General features: G+C 62.0%; 27 protein-coding genes. 12 read left to right on the top strand and 15 right to left on the bottom strand.

The genetic code is table 11. The features are described from left to right. Positions 1-125: 125 nt before the first annotated feature. The 5 genes from SM764_RS03145 to SM764_RS03125 form a co-directional block, all read right to left on the bottom strand. Positions 126-923 (bottom strand): S49 family peptidase, encoded by a 798-nt coding sequence (locus SM764_RS03145; protein WP_065271249.1) that lies wholly within the window; start codon positions 921-923, stop codon positions 126-128. 162 nt (positions 924-1,085) lie between these two features. After that, a complete protein-coding gene (locus SM764_RS03140) occupies positions 1,086-1,847 on the bottom strand; it encodes an ABC transporter permease (RefSeq protein ID WP_369000982.1) in 762 nt (253 codons plus the stop codon). Continuing rightward, positions 1,844-2,773 carry an ABC transporter ATP-binding protein gene (locus tag SM764_RS03135; RefSeq protein WP_065271251.1) on the bottom strand — a complete coding sequence of 310 codons (930 nt, stop codon included), beginning with the start codon at positions 2,771-2,773 and terminating at the stop codon, positions 1,844-1,846. The genes SM764_RS03140 and SM764_RS03135 overlap by 4 nt, the downstream gene beginning before the upstream one ends. 139 nt (positions 2,774-2,912) lie before the next feature. Continuing rightward, a complete protein-coding gene (locus tag SM764_RS03130; RefSeq protein ID WP_369000981.1) occupies positions 2,913-3,443 on the bottom strand; it encodes an SRPBCC family protein in 531 nt (176 codons plus the stop codon). Between the two features lie 116 nt (positions 3,444-3,559). Further along, complete coding sequence (locus SM764_RS03125) at positions 3,560-4,486, bottom strand: alpha/beta hydrolase (protein ID WP_368947957.1); 927 nt, start codon at positions 4,484-4,486, stop codon at positions 3,560-3,562. Positions 4,487-4,630: 144 nt separating this feature from the next. On the opposite strand from SM764_RS03125, the gene SM764_RS03120 reads away from it, so the two are divergent. Continuing rightward, positions 4,631-5,092, top strand: a complete 462-nt coding sequence (locus tag SM764_RS03120) for a winged helix-turn-helix transcriptional regulator (RefSeq protein ID WP_369000980.1) — start codon at positions 4,631-4,633, stop codon at positions 5,090-5,092. Between the two features lie 109 nt (positions 5,093-5,201). Then, positions 5,202-5,876: an NAD(P)-dependent oxidoreductase gene (locus SM764_RS03115; RefSeq protein WP_368947955.1), complete on the top strand. Its 675-nt coding sequence runs from the start codon at positions 5,202-5,204 to the stop codon at positions 5,874-5,876. 60 nt (positions 5,877-5,936) lie between these two features. Here the strand turns inward: SM764_RS03115 and SM764_RS03110 are convergent, their stop codons facing one another. Both SM764_RS03110 and pobA read right to left on the bottom strand, forming a co-directional pair. Next, positions 5,937-6,812: a crotonase/enoyl-CoA hydratase family protein gene (locus SM764_RS03110; protein WP_274834849.1), complete on the bottom strand. Its 876-nt coding sequence runs from the start codon at positions 6,810-6,812 to the stop codon at positions 5,937-5,939. A gap of 56 nt (positions 6,813-6,868) precedes the next feature. Further along, complete coding sequence (gene pobA, locus SM764_RS03105; protein WP_369000979.1) at positions 6,869-8,050, bottom strand: 4-hydroxybenzoate 3-monooxygenase; 1,182 nt, start codon at positions 8,048-8,050, stop codon at positions 6,869-6,871. Positions 8,051-8,143: 93 nt separating this feature from the next. Between pobA and SM764_RS03100 the strand changes: the two genes are divergently transcribed. Next, positions 8,144-9,004, top strand: coding sequence for a helix-turn-helix domain-containing protein (locus tag SM764_RS03100; protein ID WP_274866746.1), 861 nt, complete (start codon positions 8,144-8,146; stop codon positions 9,002-9,004). Between the two features lie 6 nt (positions 9,005-9,010). Here SM764_RS03100 and SM764_RS03095 read toward each other — a convergent pair whose 3' ends face one another. After that, positions 9,011-9,643: a TetR/AcrR family transcriptional regulator gene (locus tag SM764_RS03095; protein WP_369000978.1), complete on the bottom strand. Its 633-nt coding sequence runs from the start codon at positions 9,641-9,643 to the stop codon at positions 9,011-9,013. Positions 9,644-9,795: 152 nt separating this feature from the next. On the opposite strand from SM764_RS03095, the gene SM764_RS03090 reads away from it, so the two are divergent. The 6 genes from SM764_RS03090 to SM764_RS03065 all read left to right on the top strand — a co-directional run bounded on the left by SM764_RS03090 (position 9,796) and on the right by SM764_RS03065 (position 15,017). After that, positions 9,796-10,980, top strand: coding sequence for a lipid-transfer protein (locus SM764_RS03090; RefSeq protein ID WP_368947953.1), 1,185 nt, complete (start codon positions 9,796-9,798; stop codon positions 10,978-10,980). A gap of 7 nt (positions 10,981-10,987) precedes the next feature. Then, positions 10,988-11,434: a MaoC family dehydratase N-terminal domain-containing protein gene (locus SM764_RS03085; protein ID WP_065271260.1), complete on the top strand. Its 447-nt coding sequence runs from the start codon at positions 10,988-10,990 to the stop codon at positions 11,432-11,434. Then, positions 11,431-11,841, top strand: coding sequence for a MaoC family dehydratase (locus SM764_RS03080; RefSeq protein ID WP_369000977.1), 411 nt, complete (start codon positions 11,431-11,433; stop codon positions 11,839-11,841). Before SM764_RS03085 ends, SM764_RS03080 begins: the two co-directional genes overlap by 4 nt. A gap of 20 nt (positions 11,842-11,861) precedes the next feature. Beyond that, the gene (locus SM764_RS03075; protein WP_369000976.1) at positions 11,862-12,689 is read left to right on the top strand and encodes an SDR family NAD(P)-dependent oxidoreductase; all 828 of its coding nucleotides are present in this window, start codon (positions 11,862-11,864) and stop codon (positions 12,687-12,689) included. Positions 12,690-12,763: 74 nt separating this feature from the next. Beyond that, positions 12,764-13,855, top strand: a complete 1,092-nt coding sequence (locus SM764_RS03070; protein ID WP_369000975.1) for a CaiB/BaiF CoA transferase family protein — start codon at positions 12,764-12,766, stop codon at positions 13,853-13,855. 4 nt (positions 13,856-13,859) lie between these two features. Then, the gene (locus SM764_RS03065) at positions 13,860-15,017 is read left to right on the top strand and encodes an acyl-CoA dehydrogenase family protein (protein ID WP_369000974.1); all 1,158 of its coding nucleotides are present in this window, start codon (positions 13,860-13,862) and stop codon (positions 15,015-15,017) included. 19 nt (positions 15,018-15,036) lie between these two features. Here SM764_RS03065 and SM764_RS03060 read toward each other — a convergent pair whose 3' ends face one another. Together SM764_RS03060 and hemE are read right to left on the bottom strand one after the other, a co-directional pair. Continuing rightward, entirely contained in the window at positions 15,037-15,201 is a 165-nt protein-coding gene (locus tag SM764_RS03060; RefSeq protein WP_165832675.1) for a hypothetical protein, read from the bottom strand. Positions 15,202-15,242: 41 nt separating this feature from the next. Beyond that, complete coding sequence (gene hemE / locus SM764_RS03055; protein ID WP_274829709.1) at positions 15,243-16,277, bottom strand: uroporphyrinogen decarboxylase; 1,035 nt, start codon at positions 16,275-16,277, stop codon at positions 15,243-15,245. A gap of 111 nt (positions 16,278-16,388) precedes the next feature. Between hemE and hemC the strand changes: the two genes are divergently transcribed. Then, positions 16,389-17,348: a hydroxymethylbilane synthase gene (gene hemC, locus SM764_RS03050; protein WP_274837316.1), complete on the top strand. Its 960-nt coding sequence runs from the start codon at positions 16,389-16,391 to the stop codon at positions 17,346-17,348. A gap of 85 nt (positions 17,349-17,433) precedes the next feature. After that, positions 17,434-18,378 carry a fatty acid desaturase family protein gene (locus SM764_RS03045; RefSeq protein ID WP_065271267.1) on the top strand — a complete coding sequence of 315 codons (945 nt, stop codon included), beginning with the start codon at positions 17,434-17,436 and terminating at the stop codon, positions 18,376-18,378. Positions 18,379-18,387: 9 nt separating this feature from the next. Here SM764_RS03045 and SM764_RS03040 read toward each other — a convergent pair whose 3' ends face one another. From SM764_RS03040 to clpS, 5 genes are all read right to left on the bottom strand, one after another. Next, on the bottom strand, positions 18,388-19,200 hold the full coding sequence (locus SM764_RS03040) for a glycoside hydrolase family 25 protein (protein WP_368947948.1): 813 nt from the start codon (positions 19,198-19,200) through the stop codon (positions 18,388-18,390). Between the two features lie 115 nt (positions 19,201-19,315). Then, positions 19,316-20,209, bottom strand: coding sequence for an oxygen-dependent coproporphyrinogen oxidase (gene hemF, locus SM764_RS03035; protein WP_368947947.1), 894 nt, complete (start codon positions 20,207-20,209; stop codon positions 19,316-19,318). Positions 20,210-20,275: 66 nt separating this feature from the next. Next, positions 20,276-21,079 (bottom strand): SDR family NAD(P)-dependent oxidoreductase, encoded by an 804-nt coding sequence (locus SM764_RS03030; RefSeq protein ID WP_065271269.1) that lies wholly within the window; start codon positions 21,077-21,079, stop codon positions 20,276-20,278. A 101-nt stretch (positions 21,080-21,180) separates the two neighbouring features. After that, on the bottom strand, positions 21,181-22,176 hold the full coding sequence (locus SM764_RS03025; protein WP_369000973.1) for a class I SAM-dependent methyltransferase: 996 nt from the start codon (positions 22,174-22,176) through the stop codon (positions 21,181-21,183). 12 nt (positions 22,177-22,188) lie between these two features. Beyond that, positions 22,189-22,530, bottom strand: a complete 342-nt coding sequence (gene clpS / locus SM764_RS03020) for an ATP-dependent Clp protease adapter ClpS (RefSeq protein WP_065271271.1) — start codon at positions 22,528-22,530, stop codon at positions 22,189-22,191. An 86-nt stretch (positions 22,531-22,616) separates the two neighbouring features. On the opposite strand from clpS, the gene SM764_RS03015 reads away from it, so the two are divergent. Next, positions 22,617-23,330 (top strand): HAD family hydrolase, encoded by a 714-nt coding sequence (locus tag SM764_RS03015; RefSeq protein ID WP_369000972.1) that lies wholly within the window; start codon positions 22,617-22,619, stop codon positions 23,328-23,330. The last annotated feature ends 247 nt before the right edge of the window (positions 23,331-23,577 follow it).

Here is a 23,577-nt window from a genome sequence, read left to right as displayed (position 1 = left end):
TAAAGCGTCCGCAGGACGGGCAACGCGCAGATTTCAGCTGCTTGTGCCCGGGCAGCCGGAGCTTTCCGAACATGGCCATAACCGCCATAACAACCAGGAAAATGGAAACGATTTTGAGCAGCACGTCAGAGGCCAAACCGCGCGAATTCCGCGCGTTCCTCAAGGCCACCCAGGGCATCCTGTGCCATCTGCATGCCAAACCGGCTCAGAAACGGGCGTTTCATGCCATAACGGCGGATCCGCACCTTGTCGCCGTAGCGCTGCTTCAGTTTCGGCAGCAGATGCGCGATCCCGTCGATCAGCCCCAGTTCGGTTGCCCGCCGGGCCAGCCAGACCTCGCCGGTGAACAGCGGCTCATCCTTGCTCAGCGCATCGCCGCGACGGCTGGTCACGTGATGGATGAAATTGGTGTGAATATCGTTCAACAGTCTTTTCAGGCGCGCCACGTCTTCGGGGTTTTCAGGACGGAACGGATCCAGCATCGATTTGCTTTCGCCTGCCGTGTAGACCCGGCGCTCCACGCCCTGACGGGCCAGCAGCACATGGGCGCCAAAGCCCGCGGAAATCACGCCGATCGAGCCAACAACAGAGCTGTCATCTGCCCAGATTTCATCGGCCGCGGCCGCCAGCCAATAGCCGCCCGAGGCCGCCACATCCTCGACAAAGGCGATCACGGGGATCTCTTTTTCCTCGGCCAGACGCCGGATGCGCGCGCCGATCAGCGAACTTTGCACCGGTGAGCCGCCCGGAGAATTGATCTCCAGCGCCACGGCGGCGGGCTTGCCCTTGCTAAAGGCGCGCTCCAGCACAGGGGCCAACGCCGCATCGCTCAGGCTGCCGCGTCCCGGCATTCCGATCGCGCCGGACAGGCGGACCACAGAGACAAGAGGCGGCTTTTTGACAAAGGGTATGCGCAGGATCATGGCGCCGATGTAGAATGCCCCCCGCCCCGAAACAAGGTCCCCGGGGCAGGGAAACGACCGCAAAGGGAAAAAGCACCTGTGCGCAGGCAATTTTGCAACGCACCACCCCGGGCAAACGTCCGAATGTTGCGGCCCGCCTGCCAGCGCTGTATCGCCCAGCGATCAGGACCGGATGCGCCAGCCGGTTTTGAAAATCCACCAGATCACCGCAAGGCACAGGCAGGTAAAACCGCAGATGGCCAAGAGGCTGGTCCCCACCGGAACATCTGCGGTGCCAAAGAAGGACCAGCGGAAGCCCGAGATCAGATAGACCACCGGATTGAACATGGTGATTTTCTGCCAGATCGGCGGCAACATCGAGATCGAGTAGAAAGATCCGCCAAGAAACACCAGCGGAGTCACGATCAGCAACGGCACAAGTTGCAGCTGTTCAAAGTTTTTCGCCCATATACCGATGATGAAGCCCAACAGCGCAAAGCTGAGGCAAGTCAGCAGCAGGAACAGCACCATGGCAAAAGGATGCGCGATGGACAGTTCCACGAACAGCGAGGCCGTGCACAGGATCACCACCCCAATGAACAGCGCCTTGGTCGCGGCCGCCCCGACATAGCCGAGGACAATCTCAAGGAAATTGATCGGCGCCGACAACAGCTCGTAAACCGTGCCGATGAATTTGGGGAAGTAGATCCCAAAGGAGGCGTTCGAAATGCTCTGCGTGATCACGCTCAGCATGATCAGCCCCGGCACGATGAAGGCGCCATAGGCGATGCCCTCGACCTCGTCGATGCGGCTGCCAATGGCGGCGCCAAAGACCACGAAATAAAGCGAGGTCGACAGGACCGGCGACAGGAAGCTTTGCATCAGCGTGCGAAAGAAACGCGCCATTTCAAAGCGATATATTGATGCAACCGCCGTCCAGTTCATGACTCTTCTCCCGCGACAAGACCGACAAAGATATCTTCAAGGCTGGATTGGCGTGTCACCACATCTGACAGCACCAGCCCGGCCGCAGCCACATCGTTGAGCAGCGCGGTGATGCCGGTCCGCTCACCCCTTGTGTCGTAGCTGTAGATGAGTGACCGCCCGTCCGCGCCCAGTTCCAGCCCATGTGCTGCCAACGCCTCGGGCACTTCAGTGATCGGCGATGTCAGCTGCACTTCCAGCTGCTTGCGGCCCATCTGCGCCATCAGATCAGCCTTCTCCTGCACCAGCAGGATCTGCCCCTTGGTGATCACCCCGATCCGGTCGGCAATGGCTTCGGCCTCTTCGATGTAATGGGTGGTCAGGATAATGGTGACGCCATCGGCCTTCAGCTCGCGCACCACCTCCCACATGTCCTTGCGCAGTTCCACATCGACACCGGCGGTGGGCTCATCCAGGAACAGCACGCGCGGCTCGTGGCTTAGCGCCTTGGCGATCAGCACCCGGCGTTTCATGCCGCCGGACAATTCCTTGATCTGGCTCTTGCGCTTGTCCCAGAGGGACAGCTTCTTCAGGATCTCCTCAAGCAGCGCATCATTCTTGGGCTTGCCGAACAGGCCGCGTGAAAACCGCACCGCGTTCCAGACCGTTTCAAACGGTTCCAGATTAATTTCCTGCGGCACCAGCCCGATCAACCGCCGCGCCGCGCGGAATTCCTGCAGGATATCATGCCCGGCGACGGTGACGCTGCCTGACGTGGGCGTGGTGATACCGCAGACGGTTGAAATCAAGGTTGTCTTGCCCGCGCCATTCGGCCCGAGCAAGGCAAGGATTTCGCCCTCTTCAATCTCCAGAGAGGCCCCTTTCAGCGCCTCGAACCCACCTTCGTAGGTCTTGCGCAGATCGCGTATAGACAGGATCGCTGACATGGCCTCTCCCCATATTTTCGTTGAGCGCAGGCTATCCAGCCACTGATCCAGCCACCAGTGGTCAGGCGCGCAGTTGCATGTGCGCCAGCGCAGAGAGAAAGGCTACGGCTGCTACGGTCGGGCGCCGATCAGCCGCCCCTTAACCGCCCGTCATTTTCTTGAACCAGCCTTTTTTGCCTTCACCCTCTTCGCCGCCATCCTCGGCGCCGTCTTCCCCAGCGTTTTCCGCTTCGGGCGCCAGATGGGTCTGCAGGTTGACGAAGAACTGATCAGCCATCTTCTTGGCAAAGCCGTCGATGATCCGGTTGCCCAGCTGCGCCAGCTTGCCGCCGACCTTGGCCTCGACCTCATAGCTCAGCATGGTGCCGCCATCAGAGGGTTCCAGGCTCACCTTTGCGCCGCCCTTGGCAAATCCGGCCGCGCCGCCCTTGCCTTCACCGGCGATGGTCAGCTTTTCGCCCGGAACCAGATCCGACAAGGTCACCTGCCCCTTAAAGGTCGCCTTGACCGGCCCGACCTTCTGGGTAACCGAAGCCTCGAAGCCTTCCTCCGGGGAGCCGGTTACCTCGGTGGCGCCAGGCACGCAGGCTTTCAGCACCTCCGGGTTCAGCAGCGCGGCGTAGACCTCGGTCGGCGGGGCGGCAATTTCCTTCTGATCACTCATCTGCATGGCGGGTCCTCCGTTATGGCCGGGTGTCGGCAGTCTCTTATCCCTTACAGACCTAGCCGCCACCCTGCCGTCTGCCAAGACGGAAGCGTCACGCGGGTGCAAAGGGCACCCCCTGATCACTCCTCTTCGACCGACGCGACCTCAGGTGTCAGATGGTCGACAACCCGGGCGATTACACTGTCATCCCGCAGGATCTTGCCGTGTCCCAGCCCTGCGGTCACATGCAACCGCGCCCCCGGCCAGCTGTCCGCCAAGGCACGCCCTTCCGAGGCCGGCACCACACGGTCCGCATTGTCATGCACGATCAGGGACGGTTGCGCCAACCCACGGGCAAGATCAGTGCCGCGCAGCGCATCGAATGGAAGACCATAGCGTTTTTCCAGCAGGGTCTGCGCGCCTTTTGCCACCTTCGGCCCAAAGCCCAAAAGCCGAGCGACCTTACCCAGATAGGCCGCCAGATCCGTCGGCGGCGCCAATAGCGCAACCCGTCGCACCCGGAGTCCCCGCGACAGTGCAGCCACCGTGGCTGCCGCGCCATTGGAGTGGGCGATAATCCCGGTCAACGGCCCCAGATGCGCCGCGACCTCCTCGGTTACCCACAGCATTTCCGGCAACGAACTGCGACGCCCCGGAGCTGCCCCGTGGCCCGGCGCGTCAAAGGCCACGACCCGGAACCCGGCCTTGACCAGTGGCGCCGCGAAACCGCCGAGCTGCCCGGCCCGGCCCGACATGCCATGTACCAACAGGATGGTCGGCAGAGGCGCCTCATCCAGGACACCATGGCCACGTGGCGTCGCGCGCCATTCATAAAGTGGAATCTCGACACCCGATTTCATCCGCAGGGGCCGCGCCGCCGCTGCCAGCAGCCAGTCCCGCTCCCATTTCGGCAACTTTTGCCGTCTTGGCCGGGTAAACAGCGTCGCCAGCACGAAAGAGGCCGCCGCCGGAGAAATAGCCTCCAACATGCCCGATGCCCGCTGGAGCATCGCCAGTGCGGGCGGTGGGCGGCGTTTGAGCGTTGCATTCGATGTGACACTGACCATGGCTGGTCCTCCTGATGTCGGGGCGCGGCGGCTGCAGCCCGGGATTTCGCGGGGTCTGCATGGTTGCCACAATAGTTAGTTCCTATTTGGAACCCATTATCGGTTCCATTTGAGAACCTTGTCAATCCATGCTAGAACTGCCTCATGAAATGGCATGACATGAAAGAGGCCGCCTGCCCGGTGGCGCGGGCGATGGGGGTGGTGGGCGACCGCTGGACCCTTTTGATTTTGCGGGAATGTTTCCTGGGTGTGCGCCGGTTCGACGACTTCCAGAAAAGCCTCGGGATCACCCGGCATCTGCTCGCCGAACGGCTGAAACGGCTTGAGGCGATGGGCCTGCTGGAGCGCCGCCCCTATCAGGAACGCCCCCTGCGTCACGAATACCGACTAACCGAATCGGGCAAGGCCTTTGCCCCGGTAATGCTCGCCTTGCATGACTGGGCGCGCAGCAATCTTCCCAGCGAGGCCCCCTCTCCCCTCTCCTTTATCCTCCGGGACGGCGGCGAGGAGATCGATCCGGTAGTGACCGACCGACACACCGGACAGGAGTTGAACCACCGGACGGTTCTGATGCGCTACCGAGACCCGGCCAAGCCAAGCAACTGATACTCTGAACAGCACCTGTGCAAAAAGAGCGGACTGCTTTGGGCGACACTTATCTTGACGTCGAGATTCCCACAAAGTATCTCGACGGCGAGACAAAAGGAGTTCACTTATGAAAATCATTCTTTTCGGCGCCACCGGCGATGTCGGAAGCGCCACCCTGCGCGAAGCCGTGAGCCGCGGCCACCACATCACAGCCGTAGCGCGGGATACCAGTCGGCTCGGCCCCCTACCCTCCGGCGTAGACGCCCTGTCGCTCGACCTTCTCGGCAAACCCGACGCGGCAGCGGATGCCGCAGCCGGACATGACCTGGTGATCAGCGCCCTGCGCCCCGCTGCAGGGCACGAGGGAGACCTGGTTCCCCTCACCCGCGCCGCGCTGAACGTCGCTGCATCAGCGGGGATCCCCGCGCTGATCACTGGCGGCGCGGCGCTGCTGAAACTGGCAGATGGCAGCGGCCACACGGTTCTGAGCGCCCCCGATTTCCTGCCGGACGCGGTGCGCCCCATCGCGCAGGCCTGCGCCGATCAGGATGCCCTTCTGGAACAGGAAACCTCTGCCACCTGGACCTGCCTGCGCCCGCCCGCGATGCTGTTGCCGGGGCCACGAACCGGCCACTATGAATTTGGCACCGATACGCTGGTCACCGACGCAGAGGGCCAGTCGCAGATCACCTATGCGGATTTCGCGGTGGCGATGCTGGATCTTGCCGAAGCGCCTCAAATCGCCCGTCGCCGCCTGACGGCGGCCTGGACGGCGCCCGCACCGGCCATGCAGCCCGGCTGACGCCAAACCACACCCTATTGCGCCGCCGCGCCGTGCCCCCCAGGGCATGGCGCCCGGCCGTTACCGGTTGCCCTTCGGGATTTCCTCCTGCCGGGTCCAGTCGTATGTGCCTTCGTCGCGTTCCCGGACCGCCTGCTTCCAACCCTTTTCCTCAGAACGTTCCTTGAAGGCGATGCCTTCTGGCGAATGGCGGGTGATGCCGTCGAATACCGTCGCCAGCCGCTGGGTCTGCATCAAACCGGTCTGCTCGATCGCCTGGTTGATCACCATTTTCTGCATGGCCAGTTGGTTGATCGGAACCGTGGCCATGCGGGCCGCCATCTCCTCTACCGCATCGTCCAGCTGCTCTGCTGGCACCGCCTTGAGGACCAGCCCCATATCGGCTGCCTCGCGCCCCGAAATCTTGTCACCGGTGAACAGCATCCTCTTGGCCCGCTCGGCGCCAAGTCGATAGACCCACATGGCCGTGGTCGGGCAGCCCCAGACGCGGGCGGGCATGTATCCGATCTGCGCATCCTCGGCCATGATCGTCATATCCGCGCACAGCGCGATATCCGATCCGCCCGCCACCGCAAAACCGTGCACCTTGCAGACCACAGGCTTCACCGCACGCCACATCGACATGAAATGCTGGGTGTTTTCCCACATGAACCGATAGTCCTTGATGGGATCCCATGGCATCGGCTGGGTGGCCTCCCCCGACCCGTTGCCCTCAGCATAAAAGGTCAGATCATAGCCAGCGCAAAACGCCTCTCCGGCGCCGGAGAGCACCATCACATGCACGCCCGGATCCGCATCTGCGCGCGCGACGGCCGCCGCAAGATCCCGCGGCATCTGGTCGTCGATGGCGTTCATGGTCTCCGGCCGGTTCAGAGTGATGCGCGCGATCCGGCCGTCTTTTTCATAGGCAACTGTCGTCATTTTTTCCTCCCTCATTTCCCGAGGGAGGAAAGCACGCCCGGAGGCTAAGACCTAGCCGTGCGAACGCGACGTCAGTAGGGCAGACCCACATAATTTTCGGCGAGCGAAGCCTGCGCCGCATCCGAAGAGAACAGGTAATCGAGATCGATACACTGCAGGCGCTGATCCACTTCCTGCGCATCCGGGAAGAGATGCAACAGGTTGGTCATCCACCAGCTGAACCGTTCTGCCTTCCAGACCCGGGCCAATGCCTTTTCGGAGTAGCCATCCAGCCCGGCGCTGTCGCCATTGAGGTAGTGATCCATAAAGCCATGGTAGAGATAGTAGATATCCGACGCCGCCGAATTCAGCCCCTTGGCCCCGGTGGGCGGCACGATATGCGCCGCATCCCCGGCCAGGAACAGATTGCCATAGCGCATCGGCTCGGCCACGAAACTGCGCAGCGGCGCGATGGATTTCTCGATCGACGGGCCGGTTTCCAGACCAGCGGCCACATCCTCAGGCAGGCGGCTCTTCAGCTCTGCCCAGAAAGCATCATCCGACCAGTCCTCGGGCTTATCCGTCAGCGGCACCTGAATGTAATAGCGGCTCAGCACCTGACTCCGCATCGAGCAAAGCGCAAAGCCGCGCTCGTGACGGGCATAGATCAGCTCGGGCGAGACGGGCTTGGTTTCCGACAGAATGCCCAGCCAGCCAAAGGGATAGACCTTTTCGTATTCCTTCAGCACATCGCCGGGAATAGATTTGCGGCTGACCCCGTGGAACCCGTCGGCGCCGACGATGAAATCGCAGTCAATCCGGTGCTCGGATCCGTCTTTTTCGTAGGTGACATAGGGGCTATCGGACTTCAGATCATGCGGCTGCACATTGGCGGCCTCGTGAATGACGACCCCGTCCATGGCATCGCGGGCGGCGTATAGATCGCGCGTCACCTCGGTCTGGCCATAGACCATGACCGTGGCGCCATCTGCGTATTTTTCCAGATCGATACGGTCGTTGCGCCCCTGATGGGCGATATAGAAACCTTCGTGCACCTCGCCTTCGGCATCCATGCGCTCTCCGCAGCCTGCCTCGCGCATCAGATTGACGAAACCATGCTCCAGCACACCCGCCCGGATCCGGCCCAACACATAGCCGCGGGATTGCCGTTCCAGTACGATGCTATCGATCCCCTTGCGGTGCAACAGCTGCGACAACAGCAGGCCCGAAGGACCGCCTCCGATGATTGCGACTTGGGTTTTCTGCACGGTCATAAGCGCGTCTCCGTTTCATGGTGACGGGCAATATGACGCGGGGTCCGGGTTTTGCGAATGGACCATGCGCGCAAGTTCTTGTACATTTCGCACATGACCAGCGCTCTTCAGATCCGCAGCTACAACCTGTTCGGGGAAACCGATGAACTGGCGGACGTGCTGCATGTGGAGACGATCCGCTCCCGCTCCGAGCAGCATGATTGGCAGCTGTCACCGCACCGGCACGCCCGGCTGCATCAGGTCCTATTCATGACCAGTGGCGGCGGCGTGGTGGATCTGGACGGCGACGCCCATAGCCTGCCCGCCCCCTGTTTCGTCAATATTCCGCGCGGGGTTGTTCACGGTTACACGTTCGAACCAGAGACCAGCGGCTGGGTTGTCACCCTGCCCTCAGACCTTGTTGATCATTGCATCCGCAGCGGCGAAGGCGTGCGCGGCCCGCTGGATCATGCCTGCGTTTTGCCGCTGCCGCCCGACCTGCGCAGCATGGCCGAAACGCTTTATCAGGAATACCACGGCCAGAATTTTGCCCGCGCGCAGCTGCTGCGTTCGCTCGCCGGAACCCTGACCGCCCTTGTCGCCCGCCATATTCACACAGCTGAGGGCGGCGACCGTCAGAATGGTGGCAACCCGATCTTTTCCCGCTTTGAAACCCTCGTGGAGCAACATTTCCGCAGCCGCCGCCCGCTGGCGGAGTATGCACGCGATCTCGCCGTCTCCCCGACCCATCTGAACCGGATCGTGCATCAGGTCACGGGCCAGTCCGCATCGCATCTGGTGAATGAACGCATGCTGCGCGAAGCCCGGCGGATGCTGCTTTATACGTCGCTCAGCGCGGCGCAGATCGCCTATGATCTTGGGTTCAGCGATCCCGCCCATTTCAGCCGCGTCTTCACCAAGGGCACCGGCATGCCGCCGCGCGCCTTTCGCAAACAATTGGGCGACAGCGCCTGACACCGATCAGCGCTTGCTGCCCCCGGCGCCTGGCAGCAAACCATTCAGGATCATTGCAAGATACTGTTCGGCAATTTCTTCGTGGGGAGCCGGCCGGTCAGTGCGGTTCCAGAAAGGGATCCAGTTCAGCGCGCCAAACACCCCGGCCGCCACAAGACGCGGATCACAATGGCGGATGACGCCTTCGCGAATCCCCTTCTCAATCAGCATCCGCAGCTGAAAATCCACCCGCGCCTTACCCTCGTGCAGGGCCTCGCGCCGCTCGGGCGACAGGCTGTGCGCCCGCACCATGGCCAGGCTGGCGCCAAGATCGGTGGACACCCACTCGCAATAGCCGCGGATCAGTCGCGAAATCCGCTCTGCCACTGGCAGGCTGTCATCGCGGCTGATCTCCATCACCTCGCCCAGGAATTCCAGGCTCAGCTGGTGGCAACCGAACAGGATGTCCTCCTTGCTTTGCACATAATAGTAGATCGTGCGCTTGGTAATGTTGAGCGCGGCAGCGATATCCTCAAGCGAGGTCTGCTCATAACCCTGATCGTTGAACAGGCGCGCACCGGCCATCAGCACTGCGCGGCGTTTGATCTCGCGCTGCGCACTGCGGCTGTCTGCCGTTTTCGTCCAGGTTTTATTGCCCATCGCCGTTCTTCCCCCGGCCCACCCCATGCGAGGTCTGACCTATTGACGCCCGGTAATTACACTCATGAGTTACACTCTTCTTGACAGTTTGCCCAGCCCGAACCGAAAGTAACCCGGAAGTGTAATTCCGACTCGCGCAAGGGAGAGAGCCAATGTCTGTACATGTGATGGTTGCCGGAGTGGGTATGACCAAATTCGCCAAACCCGGCCAGAATGAACCCTATACCGAAATGGGCGCTGCCGCCGTGCGCGATGCGCTGAAGGACGCGGGCCTGCCCTATGATGCCGTGCAGCAGGCCTATGCGGGCTATGTCTATGGGGACAGCACCTGTGGCCAGGCGGCGCTTTACAAGGTTGGCATGACCGGCATTCCGGTGATGAACGTCAACAACAACTGCTCGACCGGATCGACCGCCCTTTTCATGGCGCGTCAGGCGGTGGAATCGGGCGTTGTCGATGTGGCGCTGGCGCTTGGCTTTGAGCATATGAAACCCGGCGCGCTGACCTCGCACTGGGATGACCGGCCCAGCCCGTTCGATGCCTTTGACGCGGAAACCGACGATCTGGTTGGCCAGCCCGAGATCCCGCTGGCGCTGCGCTATTTCGGCGGCGCGGGCAAATCGCATATGGAGAAATACGGCTCCACCATGCTGGATCTTGCGCGTATCCGGGCCAAGGCCAGCCGCCATGCGGTGAACAATCCGCTGGCCCTGTTCCGCAATGAACTCTCGCCCGAGGATGTGCTGGAAAGCCCCACCATCTGGGAAGGCGTGATGACCCGCCTGATGGCCTGCCCCCCCACCTGCGGCGCGGCGGCGGCGGTCGTGGTCAGCGAGGCCTATGCCAAGAAACACGGGCTGAACACCAACGTGCGCATCGCGGGCCAGGCGATGACCACCGATTATGCCAGCACCTTTGACGCCCACGACATGATGAAGGTCGTCGGCTACGACATGACGGCAGCCGCCTCGAAACAGGTGCAGGAGCAAACCGGCATCGGCATCGAAGACGTCGACGTGGTCGAACTGCACGACTGTTTCGCCCATAACGAGATGATCACTTACGAAGGCCTTGGCCTCTGCCCCGAAGGCGGCGCATCCAAGTTCATCGCCGATGGCGACAACACCTATGGCGGCAAATATGTGACCAACCCCTCCGGCGGGCTTTTGTCCAAGGGACATCCCCTTGGCGCGACCGGCCTTGCGCAATGTTACGAGCTGACCCGCCAGCTGCGCGGCACCGCAGGCAGCACGCAGGTCGAAGGCGCCCGCACGGCGCTGCAGCACAACCTCGGCCTTGGCGGCGCCTGCGTCGTCACCATGTATCAGGCGCAGTGAGGCGGCGATGATCGACACCTCTTACATCGGCCACGTGACCGATCCCTATGCGGTCACGGTGGAGAAAGGCCGGTTGCGGGATTTTGCCCGCGCAACCGGCCAGAGCGACCGCGTCTATCTGGATGAGGAGGCCGCGAAGGCGGCGGGCTATCGTGGGCTGCTGGCACCGCCCACCTACCTGTTCTCGCTGGATCTGGACCGCGAAGATCCGTTCTATTTCATCACGCTCTTGAAGATCGACATCGCAAAGGTCCTTCATGGTGAGCAGGCCTTTACCTATGGCGCGCCGATGTGCGCCGGGGATACCATTACCCTGGTGAGCAAGGTCACTGACATCTACGCCAAGAAAGGCGGCGCCATGGAGTTCGTGCATCTGAAAACCTCGGCCACCAACCAGCTCGGCGAAGATGCAGGCAGCATGACCCGCACAGTGATCGTGAGGCACCCGCAATGACCATGCCAACCTATGCAGAGATCAATGTGGGCGATCAGCTGCCGCCCCTCACCACCGAAGAGATCACCCGAACCACGCTGGCGCTGTTCGCCGGCGCCTCGGGCGATCACAACCCGATCCACATCGACATCGATTTCGCGAAACGCGCAGGCATGCCAGACGTCTTTGCCCACGGCATGCTGAATATGGCCTATCTGGGCCGCCTGTTGACGGGTTGGGTACCGCAATCGGCCTTGCGCGAATTCACCACCCGGTTTGTATCGATCACCCAGGTTCACGCGGTGATCACCTGCACCGGCAAGGTGGTGGAAAAACGCGACGGCAATCTGGTGGCGCTTGAGATTGAGGCCGCCGATCAGAACGGTGAGGTCAAACTGGCCGGGACCGCCCTGATTGAGCTGCCATAACGACAAAGGACACTGAAGAGATGAGCAAACTTGCAGGCAAGACCGCCTATGTCACTGGCGCCGGACGCGGTATCGGCCGTTCCATCGCGCTGAAACTGGCCGAGGACGGCGCCAATGTGGTGCTGAACGATCTGGACGCGGAACCCGCAAACGCCGTCGTTGCCGAAATCCAAGCGATGGGCCGCAAGGCGCTGGCCATTCCCGGATCAGTCACGGCGGCAGGCTTTGCCGATGATTTTATCCAGGCCGGGATCGACAAGTTCGGCAGCATCGACATCATCGTCAACAATGCCGGCTACACCTGGGACAGCTTCATCGGCAAGATGAGCGACGAACAGTTCGATGCCATGATCGACGTGCATCTGAAGGCGCCCTTCCAGATCCTGCGCGCAGCGTCGCCCTTTATCACCCAAGCGGCTGCGGCTGAGGCCGCCGAAGGGCGCGAGGTCTTCCGCAAGGTGGTAAACATCTCGTCGATTTCGGGCACCGGTGGCAATCCCGGACAGGCGAACTATTCCGCCGCGAAATCCGGCGTCATCGGCCTGACCAAAACGATGGCCAAGGAATGGGGCCGCTTCAAGGTCAACGTCAACGCGGTGGCCTTTGGCATGATCTCCACCCGCCTGACCGAGGCCACGGACGAAAAAAAATCGATCGAGGTCGAAGGCAACAAGATCGGCATCGGCATCCCCAAGAAACTGGTGCAGGGCATGGAGATGATGATCCCCGTGGGCCGTGCGGGCACGCCCGAAGAGGCCGCCGGCGGCGTCTATCTCTTCTGCATCCCCGAAAGCAACTACGTCTCGGGCCAGACCCTGATCGTGGGCGGTGGCCTGTCCGGCACCTGACCCACGCCACACTCTGAAACAGCGCACAGGCCCGCCCCACACCGGGGCGGGAGTTACTACGGGAGACGACATAAATGCTGGAAGGTACCCGCATCATCGAGGTCGAAGGCCTTGGCCCCGGCCCATTCGCCGCGATGACACTGGCCGATATGGGCGCCGATGTGATCTGCATCCACCGCAAAGGCGGCGGCGTCACCCCGGGCATGCCGGAGCGTTCAGTACTGGATCGCGGCAAGCGATCGATCAAGCTGGATCTGAAGGATCCCGAAGACATCGAGACCTTCATGGCGCTGGTGGAAACCGCCGACGGGCTGATCGAAGGTTTCCGCCCCGGCGTGATGGAAAAACTCGGCATCGGGCCCGAGGCCTGCCATGCGGTGAACCCGGCCCTTGTCTTTGGCCGTATGACCGGCTGGGGACAGGACAGTACCCTGTCCCATGTCGCGGGGCATGACCTCAACTACATCTCCCTGTCCGGCGCGCTTTGGTACGGGTCAAATCCCGGCGATGCGCCGCTGACACCGGCCACGCTGGTGGGCGACATCGGTGGTGGTGCCATGTATCTGGTGGCGGGTATGCTCGCCGGTATCCTGCGCGCCCGCACCAGCGGCGAAGGCTGCGTGGTCGATGCGGCCATCTATGACGGCTCAGCCCATATGATGAACCTCCTGATGAGCATCCGTCAGGCCGGGAACTTTGGCGATGCGCGCGGGCAGAATCTGCTTGATGGCCCGCACTGGAGCCGCACCTACGCCTGCGCCGATGGCGGCTTCATGTCGGTGCAATGCCTGGAACCGAAATTCTATGCCCAGTTCCTGTCATTGCTGGATCTTGCGGAGGATACCGAATTCCAGCGTCAGTTCGACAAATCACTCTGGCCCGCGCTGACCGGGCGTCTGGCCGGGATCTTTGCCAGCCAGCCCCGCGATCACTGGGCAGGTATTTTTGAGGGCACCGATGCCTGCGTCGCGCCTGTTCTCAGCCCCGGCGAGGCGCTGACCCATCCTATGAACGCCCGCGGCACCTGGGTCGAGGCACATGGCGCGCTTCAGGCCGCCCCCGCCCCACGGTTCTCTGATGCGGGCGACTGGACAGCGCCCGAAAGCCCCGCACGGGGGCAGCACGCGACCGAAATTCTGACCGAACTGGGCCGAAAGAAGGACTGATCCCATGACAGCGCATGTCTCTCCCTGGATGACGGATGAACTGGCAATGCTGCAGGACAGCTGCCGCAGCTTCTTCACCGCCGAAATGACCCCGCATGAGGAACGCTGGCAGAAACAAGGCCATATAGACCGGGAGTTCTGGAACAAGGCGGGGGAATTCGGCCTCCTCTGCGCCAGCGTCCCCGAGGAATACGGCGGCATGGGCGGCGATTTCCGGCACGAGGCGGTAATCACCACCGAACAGTTCCGCGCCGCCGGGTTTTCCGGCTTTGGCAATTCCGTCCATAGCCAGATCTGCGCGGGATATATCCTTGATTATGGCACCGAAGATCAGAAACAGCGCTGGCTGCCCAAGATGGCCAGCGGCGAAATGGTCTGCGCCATCGCCATGACCGAACCCGGCACCGGGTCGGACCTGCAGAACATAAAGACAAACGCCCTGCGCGACGGCAACGATTACGTGCTGAACGGCTCCAAAACCTTCATCACCAATGGTCAGCAGGCGGATCTGATCATCGTTGTTTGCAAGACCGATACCACGCAGGGCGCCAAGGGGATCTCGCTTCTGGTGGTGGAAACCGAGGGCGCCGAAGGCTTTGCACGGGGTCGCAACCTCGAGAAACTGGGCCTCAAGAGTCAGGACACATCAGAGCTGTTCTTTGACGAGGTGCGCGTGCCGCCCGAGAATCTGCTTGGCGGGGTCGAGGGACAGGGGTTCTATCAGTTGATGAAGGCGCTGCCACAGGAACGGCTGGTGATCGCCCTTGGCGCCGCCGCCGTGATCGAGAAGGCGCTGGAGGATACCATCGCCTACACGTCAGAGCGGCGTGCCTTTGGTCAGGCGCTGATCGATATGCAGAACACCCGATTCAAGCTGGCCGAGGCCAAGACCATTGCCCATATCGCCCGCGTGTTCCTGGATGACTGCGTCGCCAAGCACCTGCGCGGAGAGCTGGACGCCGCTACCGCGTCAATGGCGAAATGGTGGGTCACCCAGATGCAATGCGATGTGGTGGACGAATGCCTGCAGCTGCACGGCGGCTACGGTTACATGCTGGAGTACCCAATCGCCAATATGTACGCCGATGCCCGCGTGCAAAAGATCTACGGCGGGTCGAACGAGATCATGAAAGAGCTGATTGCCCGCACCCTGACCGAATAAAAAGGCCGAACGGCGCGGCTCAGCCGTCCTTCTGGGCGGCTGCGGCCTTCTTCATGCGGGCCAGCAACTCTGCTTTGGTTTCGCGCTTGCTGTAGGGGTTCTTGTCGGTGCCCTTGGCGTTATGCTCGCTGTGGCGGGGTTCGTTGCGGCCCGGTTTCTGGCCGCCTTGCTTGCTGTAATCCATTACTCTCGCTCACATATTGATTGGCTGAACGCGACGCACGATCAGGCTTCGCGGACCGTATCGATCATCAGCTGGACATTGTCCGGGTCGGCATCCGGGGTGATCCCGTGGCCAAGGTTGAAGATATGCGGGCCGCCGCGCAGGGCGTTGACGATGCGGCGGGTATCATCGATCAGATCCTGACCACCGGTCACCATGTGACGCGAAGCCAGGTTACCCTGCACGCAACCATCGACCTGCACATGTTCGGCCACCCATTCCGGGGTCACCGAATTATCCACCGCTACGCAATCGACACCTGTTGCCTTGGCAAAACCGATATACTTGTCGCCCGCCTCACGCGGGAAACCGATGACCGGGATGCCGGGATGACGCTCTTTCAGCGCCGCGGTGATCTGGCGGCAGGGCTCCAGCGCGTACTTCTGGAAATCCTCGCCCTTCAGGGATCCCGCCCAGCTGTCGAAGATCTTCACCACTTCGGCGCCCGCCTCGATCTGTTTCGACAGGTAATCGATGGTCGCCTCGGTGATGCGGGCCAGCAGCGCCTCGAACAGCGGACGGTTTTCTGCCTTCAACGCATGGGCAGGCCCCTGATCCGGGGTGCCGCGTCCGGCGATCATATAGGTCGCCACGGTCCAGGGCGCCCCGGCAAACCCAATCAGAGCCGTCTCGCTGGGCAATTCCTGTTTCAAAATGCGCAAGGTGTCGTAGATCGGGTTCAGCGTCTCGTGGATGTCGCTGACCGGGCCAAGCTTGGCAAAATCCGCATCGGTGGTGATGGTCGACAGGCGCGGCCCTTCGCCGGTGACGAACCACAGATCCGCGCCCAGCGCCTGCGGCACCAGCAGGATATCGGCAAACAGGATCGCCGCATCAAACCCATAGCGGCGGATCGGTTGCAGGGTGACCTCGGCAGCCAGTTCGGAATTGTAGCACAGCGACAGGAAATCCCCAGCCTGGGCCCGCGTCGCGCGGTATTCCGGCAGATAGCGGCCCGCCTGACGCATCATCCAGATCGGCGGCACATGCTGTTTTTCGCCTGCCAATGCGCGCAGCAGTTTCTTCTGTTCGGCCATGGGATTCCTCGCTTCTCTCTTGGGTACTGAGGTCTAGGCTGAGCGGCAAATTGTCAAGGGTGGTGAGGCCGATGCTTGTCACGGCATAATGTCGCGAATAAAGGTTCTGACATGACACAGAACCTGCCCTCCCCCGCTTCGCCCCTGAAGATCGGCACCCGTGGCTCGCCGCTGGCCCTGGCTCAGGCCCATGAGACGCGCGACCGTCTGGCCGCCGCGTTCGAGCTGCCGCAGGAGGCCTTCGAGATCGTCGTCATCAAAACCACCGGTGACAATCAGGCGCTGATCGCAGCGGACCGCCCGCTGAAGGAGATCGGCAACAAGGGCCTCTTCACCAAGGAAATCGAAGAGGCGATGCTGACCGGCGCCATCGACATCGCGGTGCATTCGATGAAGGACATGCCAGTGGCGCAGCCTGTGGGTCTGGTGCTGGATTGCTACCTGCCGCGCGAAGACGTGCGCGATGCTTTCATCTCCCCGAGCCTGTCCTCGATCACCGAACTGGCGCCGGGCTCTGTCGTGGGCACCTCCTCGCTGCGCCGCCGCGCGCAATTGCTGAACCGCCGCCCCGACCTGAAAGTGGTGGAGTTCCGCGGCAACGTGCAGACCCGCCTGAAGAAACTCGACGACGGCGTGGCCGAATGCACCTTCCTGGCGATGGCCGGGCTGAATCGTCTGGCGATGGAGAACGTGCCCGCAACCGGCATCGACACCGACGACATGCTGCCCGCCGTGGCGCAGGGCGCCATTGGCATCGAACGGCGCGCAGATGACAGCCGCGCAGGCGATATGTTGGCGGCCATCCATGATACAGAGACCGCACAGCGTCTTGCGGCCGAACGCGCCTTTCTGGCGGCTCTGGACGGGTCTTGCGAAACGCCCATCGCGGGTCTTGCGGAGCTTGATGGCACCACCCTGCGCCTGCGCGGCGAAGTGCTGCGCCCCGATGGCTCCGAAGCCCTTCAGGACGCGCAGACCTGCGCGATCGAGGACGGACCGGAGCTGGGCCGCGAAATGGCCGCAAAGCTGCTGGAACAGGCCGGGGAAGGTTTCTTCGACTGGCGCGGCTGACCGCCCTGCCCCGGACCTGACGCCACGGTTTTCTTGACCTGTTTGCGCTTCTGCTGGAAGCCTGAGGCTTGGGAGGACTACACGCATGACACCGGGAAAAACATATCTCAGCTCTGACGAAATTCGCCCTTTGGCGGAACGATCGGATCCTATGGGACTGTGGTTGCTACTGCACTGCTGGGGCACGATTGCCCTGGCGATCGCGCTCTTCGCGCTCTGGCCCAATGTTCTGACCTTTGTGCTCGCCGTGATGGTGATCGGCTCGCGCCAGCTGGGGCTGGCGATCCTGATGCACGAGGCCGCCCATAACGCGCTGTTCAAGACCCGCCGCTGGAATGAGCTTGCCGGGGACTGGCTCTGCGGTCGCCCCATTCTGGCGGATCTGGGCGCCTATCGGCATTACCATCTGACCCATCACCGGTTCACCCAGACCGACAAGGATCCCGATCTGGTTCTGTCGTCGAAATTCCCCACCTCCCGCGCCTCGCTGCGGCGCAAGTTCACCCGCGATCTGACCGGGCAGACCGGCATCAAACAGCTTTTGGGCCAGATCGCCATGTCCCTGCAGCTGGCCGGAGATGACGACGCGATCAAGGCAGCGAACTCCGATTTCGCCCAAAGCTTCAAGGCGCCGCGCCTTTGGGGGGCACTGCCGGTATTTTTCGGCATTGCCCTGCTCATCAGTCTGATTGGCGACTGGTGGTGGGGGCTTGCCTTCTGGCTGCTGCCCTATCTCACTTGGTTCCAGTTCGTGCTGCGGGTGCGCAACATCGCCGAGCATGGCGCCACCGAGCAATCCGAAAACCCGCTGCAGAACGTGCGCACCACCCGCGCAGGCCCGCTCGCCCGGCTTCTGGTGGCGCCCTATTGGGTGAACTACCATCTGGAGCATCACATGGTGATGCATGTGCCCTGCTGGCAGCTCAGACGCATGCACGCCCTGTTGCTGAAAAAGGGGCTGGGGGAGCAGATGCGCATCGCGAAAGGGTATGGTCAGGCCTTGGCCGAGGCAGGCTGGCGGCGGGCCTGATCCTGCGCCCTACTGTTCCAACTGGCCGGACCAGCGCAACCAGCTTTCGGGACTGTCGTGGAACACATTGAGGTCCACGTCGCCATCGATCCCCGGCACCCGCCCGGTGCCGGTGTATTGCCAGAGCCGCCAGAAGGCGCTGGGATAGGTCTGGCGCGGATGCCCGGCGACGGAACGCAGCCAGAACTCAGTGCCGCGCAGCCGACCGATGCCGGTTTCGGCAAAGAAATCCACCGTGGTGTAGATGACCGGGCGGCGGCCATAGTGAGCCTCCAGAATATCCAGAAACTTACGCGCCTCAGAGCGGATATGCGCACCATCGGGGCGATGCCTGCAGGTCTTTGAGTGGTGGTTCCACTCCATATCCAGAACATGGGGCAGCGCCTTTGCCTCACGCGGCACGTTGCGGATGAACCACCGCGCCTGCTCCCGCGCCGGGCGACAGAAGTAGAAATAGTGATAGGCCCCGCGCGGCATCCCTGCCCGTGCAGCGCCGCGCCAGTTGTCGCCGAACTTCGGATCCAGCAGATCCCCGCCCTCGGTCGCCTTGAGATAGGCAAAGGAGACGCCTGCCGCCTTGGCTGTGTCCCAGTCAATGTCGCCCTGCCAGCGCGACACATCAATCCCGTGAATGGCATAGGAGTAGGGCGTGCGCCCCTCCCAAGAATGAGGATCGCTGTCCTCGAACCGGGGATAGGTCACCAGCCGGGCCAGCTGTGCATCGGACGGAAGCTGGGTCGGCGCCGGGCGCTCCGGCTCGGGCCGGGTGCCGCAGGCAGCCAGTGTCACAAGGCAAAGGGCCGACATCAAAAAGAACCGCATCATCCCTCCGCACACAAACAAACACAGTCTTTTGCCCCGCCTCTGGCCCGCGCGGACTACATCCTCGGATATTTCCGCAGAAACCGATATGCCCGGAGCCAGTTTGCTGCGCCACTCAGACCCATTTGGCCAGCGGCGGCAGGCTCATCAGAACCGCATTGGCGTCATGCCCGGTTTCCAGACCAAACTTTGTCCCCCGGTCATAGACCAGATTATACTCGGCATAGAGGCCACGATGCACCAGCTGCGCCTCCTTGTCCTTGTCATCAAAGGGCTGAACCCGGCGTTTTTCCACCAGCGGCAGATAGGCTGGCAGGAAGGCGCGGCCAATATCCTGGGTCAGAGCGAAATCCGCCTGCCAGTCACCGGTGCAACGATCATCCATGAAGATGCCACCAACCCCCCGCGCCCGGTGGCGGTGCGGGATGTAGAAATACTCATCCGCCCATTCCTTCAGACGCGGATAGAGATCCGTGCCATGCGGGTCGAGATGCTGTTTCTGCTGCGCATGAAAATGGGCGGTATCCTCGGCATACTCGATGCATGGGTTGAGGTCCGAGCCGCCGCCAAACCACCAGGCATGCGGTGTCCAGAACATACGGGTGTTCATGTGAACTGCAGGCACATGCGGGTTCTGCATATGCGCAACCAGCGAAATGCCCGAGGCCCAGAACCGCGGATCGTCCTTCATGCCCGGAATGCCCTTGCGCGCCGCCATGGCGTTCTGCGCCCGCTCGCCAAGCGTGCCGTAGACCTCCGAGATATTGACGCCGACCTTTTCAAAGACACGGCCGCCCCGCATCACGCTCATCAGCCCGCCGCCCGCGTCCGATCCATCATCCGCGGTGCGCTTTGTCTCGCTCACCTCGAACCGGCCCGGCGCCTGATCAGAGAAGGGGCCGGTGTCATGGCTCGCCTCAAGCGCCTCGAAGGCCGCGACGATCTCATCGCGCAGGGTGCGGAACCAGGCGGCAGCGCGGGCTTTTTCGTCTTTCATTTCAGCAGTCATTTCAGAGCGTCTTTCGGTACTTGTGGGACGCCGCGCTGCGTGAGCGCAGGCAGGTCCCGGCATTCATCAGTGAACAGGAGCGGCAACGGAATCCAGCAGCGTGCGACCACCATCGACCGTCACGATCTGGCCCGTCATGAAACTGGCCGCGTCCGAGGCAAGGAACTGCGCCGTTTCGGTCAGCTCGGTCGGTGCGGCGATGCGGCCCAGCGGTGTGTGGTCTTCGATATCCTGCCGATAGGCCCGGTTATCCTTGAGCGTGCCCCTGAGCGACGCGCTCATTACCGAGCCAAAGGCAATGGAATTCACCCGGACCCCATGCGGCGCATAAGAGACAGAGAGCGACCGGGTCAGCTGATCCAGCGCCGCCGAAGCCACCGAATAGGCCATCAGATCGGGGTGGGTCCGCCGCGCCGCGATCGACGACAGGTTGATGATGGCCCCGCGCGCAGCGCCCGGCTCGCGCCCCTCGCCTTGCTTGATCATCCGCCGCGCCGCCTGTTGCGACAGACGCAGGGTCGGCAACAGGTTCTCGGTCAGCAGCAGTTCCAGCGACTCGTCCTTCGGGTCCAGCGGATCACTCGGCACCACCTGACGGGCGCCGTTGACGAGGATATCCACGTCTTCGAAGGCATCGATGGTCGCCGACAACAGATTGGCAATGGTCAGCCTTTCGCGCAGATCCCCGGCGAAGTAGCGGATGTTGCTTTCGTCGGCCTGCTCTCCCAGTTCCGCGATCAGGGCCGCCTCGTTGGTATCGGCAAACATGACGTTGGCACCGGCATCCGCGAACTGCTTGCCAATGGCCAGACCAATCCCGCTTGAGGCGCCGGTCACGATGGCAGTCTTGCCGGAAATCGAAAAGGACATTCGGGCACTCCAGAATGTTGCGTCGCGTAGTGAAAACTGAGCCGGAGCCTAGACCGGACCATTCGGTTTGAAAACCTGCAATACGGGGTGACCTTACCGCCCTAACGCCGCTGCCGCTTGGGGCGGCTGGCGTGCAAGACCTTGAACCGGTTGTCGCCTGCGGCTTCCTCGACTGCGGCAAACCGCTCTGACAGGGTGATCTCATAGGGCAGATGCCGGTTGGCAACCATCCACAGATGGCCCGAAGCGGTCAGCATCTCGGCAGCGCTGGAAATGAAGGCCTTACCCAGCTCCGGCTCAGCGCTGCGGCCGCTGTGAAACGGCGGGTTCATCACCACCGCGTTCATCTGCCCCGGCGCCTTCCAATTGCGAACATCGGCCCAGTGGAACTGGGCCCGGTCATCGGCAACGTTGCGCCGCGCGCAGGACAGCGCGTCATGATTGGCTTCGACCAGGTGCAGCTCTTCGATTTCAGAGTGGCTCAGCATTTGTCGGGATAGATACCCCCAGCCTGCGCCGAGATCAGCAACGGCACGGCCAAGTTTTGCAGGCAGGGCGTCGACCAGTAGTTTCGAGGCCGGATCGATTCCGTCAGCGGAAAACACCCCCGGCACGGTCACGAAGCCCTCCACTTCAACGCCGTCTGCGGGTGGCAACCAGTCAGTGAGCGCATCGCCGCCGCCATCGAACCAGAAGACCTTGCCATGCGCCTTGGACACCGGTTCGGACGGGGACATGCGTTTGCGCAGTTCCTTCAGGATGGAATCGATTCCGTCCGTCTTGGCCCCATCTACCAGCACCGGACCGTCCGTCAGGGCCGAAGCCTGCGCCACCGCCATCCGCGACTGCGCCTTGGCGCGGGACAGGAACACCACGGCAGCGGCAAACCGCATGTCATCCGGCAATTCGGGGCGACAATCGTACCCTTGCGCGGCAAAGGCATCGTATTCACCGCGCATCGGCTGGATCAGCACCAGCTGATCCTTTGGCAGGCACGACAGATCGTGCTCCGCGCGCGGGTGGAAAACGGCGATACGGCCCTCTGAAGGCACCGCAAAGCCGCCCGTCTCAAGAGCGAGCGACAGGCGAACGGACATAGCGGGACCTCTTCAGTCTTCTTTTTCCATGGTGCATTGCAGCGGATGCTGATGGCGACGGGCAAAATCCATCACCTGCGCGACCTTTGTCTCGGCGATCTCGTGGCTGAAAACACCAACCACGGCCAGACCTTTCTTGTGCACGGTCAGCATGATTTCAAACGCCTGCGCGTGTGTCATGCCAAAGAACCGTTCCAGCACCATGACCACGAATTCCATCGGGGTGTAGTCATCGTTGAGCAGCAGAACCTTGTAACGCGGCGGTCGCTGGGTTTTCGGCCGGGTCTTGGTCAGGACACCAAGATCGCTGTCGTCGTCCGAGTTGTCCGTCATCATCACTGGCTGAAGCAGCATAGCGTCTCTATTCCGGTCGTGCTTGGATTGGTTTCATCGCATATATAGCGTTTTGACCGCGCAGGAAAAGAGAGTGTATGGCCTCAGTGACACGCAATTTGACGACAATCGGTTTTGATGCCGATGACACCCTCTGGCACAACGAGCGTTTTTTTCGTGTCACGCAAGAGCGTTTTGCCGAGTTGTTGCAGGACCATACGCCGCAGGACATGGGTCCCGATGCGCTAGCCGCGCGGCTGCTGGAGGCGGAAAAGCGCAACCTCGGACGCTATGGCTACGGCGTGAAGGGCTTCACCCTGTCGATGATCGAAACCGCCATAGATGTCACCGAATCACAGGTCCCGGCCAGCGTCATCAAAGAGCTGATCGTCGCCGGACAGATGATGCTGTCCTATCCGATCGACCTGCTGCCCCATGCCCGTGAGGCCGTGGAGAAACTGGCTGGTGACTACCGTATCATATTGATTACAAAAGGTGACCTTCTGGATCAGGAGCGCAAGCTGGCACAATCGGGGCTGGGCGATCTGTTCGATGGGGTCGAGATCGTTTCGGAAAAAACCGCCCCTATCTACCACGATATCTTCGAGCGGCACGGGACCGGCGCGGCGCAGGCAATGATGGTGGGAAACTCCATGCGCTCGGACGTGGTACCGATGATCAAGGCCGGAGGCTGGGGCACCTATGTGCCGCACGGGCTGATCTGGGAGGTTGAGCACGCCGAGGCACCTGAGGGGCATCCTCGGTATCACGAGATTTCGGACCTTGGCTGCCTTCAGGATCTGATCCGGGAAATCGGATAGAACTCAACCCGCAAGCCGCACAGCTCGACGCGCCAAAAACCTGTTGCCGAAACGCATCGCCTAGACTGATTTTTCAGCGCTGCAAAGCGGGCCAGACGCCCAATTTTCGACCTTTTTGGTCAACACTTTTTTAACCAAACGCACATCTAGGCAACGCAGTCAAAGCCGCTACAACATGTCGGCATGTGAGCCAGCCGCAGCCGCAGAACCGGTCACGGAAATGGTTTATTCCAGCGCCATCACATGC

This window comes from Pseudophaeobacter sp. 1A16562, assembly GCF_041008785.1.
In the GTDB taxonomy this organism is placed as follows: Bacteria; Pseudomonadota; Alphaproteobacteria; order Rhodobacterales; family Rhodobacteraceae; genus Phycobacter; species Phycobacter gallaeciensis_A.
The sequence above is the reverse complement of the archived record's forward strand: the minus strand, read 5'-3'. Positions and strand labels throughout refer to the sequence as shown.